The sequence below is a fragment of the Marinitoga hydrogenitolerans DSM 16785 genome, from assembly GCF_900129175.1.
Taxonomy (GTDB): Bacteria; Thermotogota; Thermotogae; order Petrotogales; family Petrotogaceae; genus Marinitoga; species Marinitoga hydrogenitolerans.
The window spans coordinates 1-1,763 of record NZ_FQUI01000081.1; the positions used below are offsets into that span (position 1 = coordinate 1).

Genomic DNA, 1,763 nt, shown 5'->3' on the forward strand with positions numbered 1-1,763 from the left:
AAGATGTAAGTTGACAAAGCAAGAGAAAGGTGGTAATATATATACTCGGACGCGGACGAAGAGCCGCGGGAGGAAAAGAAGGAAAAGGGAAATAAGGAAGAAGCTCCTTGACAAGTGAACAGAGACACCCAGCGGAAGTAAAAAGAGAGAGTTAAGTGATCGAACTCGAAATCTTGGATGGAGGGTTTGATCCTGGCTCAGGGCGAACGCTGGCGGCGTGCTTAACACATGCAAGTCGAACGAGGAGGCTCTCTTCGGAGAGTAGTACTAGTGGCGAACGGGTGAGTAACGCGTAGGAAAGTATCCTCCAGACTGGGACAACCATTGGAAACGATGGCTAATACCAGATGAGACCGAGAGGTGAAAGCGTGCTTCGGCATGGCTGGAGGAGCTGCCTGCGACCCATCAGGTAGTTGGTAGGGTAAAGGCCTACCAAGCCAACGACGGGTAGCCGGCGTGAGAGCGTGGCCGGCCACAGGGGCACTGAGACACGGGCCCCACTCCTACGGGAGGCAGCAGTGGGGAATATTGGACAATGGGGGAAACCCTGATCCAGCGACGCCGCGTGAAGGACGAAGTCCTTCGGGACGTAAACTTCTGAATTTATCGAACAATAAAGTGAGTAGGAAATGGCTCACAGATGAGGGTAGATAAAGAAAAGCCCCGGCTAACTACGTGCCAGCAGCCGCGGTAATACGTAGGGGGCGAGCGTTGCCCGGAATCACTGGGCGTAAAGGGGGTGTAGGCGGTCATCTAAGTCAGATGTAAAAGACCTTGGCTCAACCAAGGGGTTGCGTCTGAAACTGGGTGACTTGAGGTTACTAGAGGGAGACGGAATTACCTGTGTAGGGGTGAAATCCGTAGATACAGGTAAGAAGGCCGGTGGTGAAGACGGTCTCCTGGGGTAAACCTGACGCTGAGGCCCGAAAGCTAGGGGAGCAAACCGGATTAGATACCCGGGTAGTCCTAGCCGTAAACGATGCCCACTAGGTGTGAGCGGTAGTACCGTTCGTGCTGAAGCTAAGGCGATAAGTGGGCCGCCTGGGGAGTACGTCCGCAAGGATGAAACTCAAAGGAATTGACGGGGACCCGCACAAGCGGTGGAGCGTGTGGTTTAATTCGAAGCTAAGCGAAGGACCTTACCAGGGCTTGACATGAGGGTGGTACCAACTAGAGATAGTTGGGACCTGATACTTCGGTATCAGGAGCCCACACAGGTGGTGCACGGCCGTCGTCAGCTCGTGCCGTGAGGTGTTGGGTTAAGTCCCGCAACGAGCGCAACCCTTGCCGTTAGTTACCAGCATGTAGAGATGGGGACTCTAACGGGACAGCCGCCGACGAGGCGGAGGAAGGAGGGGATGACGTCAGGTAATCGTGCCCCTTATGTCCTGGGCGACACACGCGCTACAATGGTAGGGACAGAGGGCAGCGAGACCGAAAGGTGGAGCGAATCCCAGAAACCCTACCCCAGTTCAGATTGTAGTCTGAAACCCGACTACATGAAGCCGGAATCGCTAGTAATCGCAGGTCAGCCACACTGCGGTGAATACGTTCCCGGGTCTTGTACACACCGCCCGTCAAGCCACCCGAGTTGGAAACGCCCGAAGATGGCTAGCCTAACCGAAAGGAGGGCAGCTATTGAGGGTGGAGTCAGCGAGGGGGGCTAAGTCGTAACAAGGTAGGTGTACCGGAAGGTGCGCCTGGATCACCTCCTTTCTAAGGAGAAAAAAAGAATGGGTGTCTCTGTTCAGTAGTGAAGGAGT

At 54.8% G+C, this 1,763-nt stretch carries 1 rRNA gene; it reads left to right on the plus strand.

The window, feature by feature from the left end:
- The first annotated feature begins 174 nt into the window (after positions 1-174).
- Positions 175-1,716, plus strand: a 16S ribosomal RNA gene (locus BUA62_RS11235).
- The last annotated feature ends 47 nt before the right edge of the window (positions 1,717-1,763 follow it).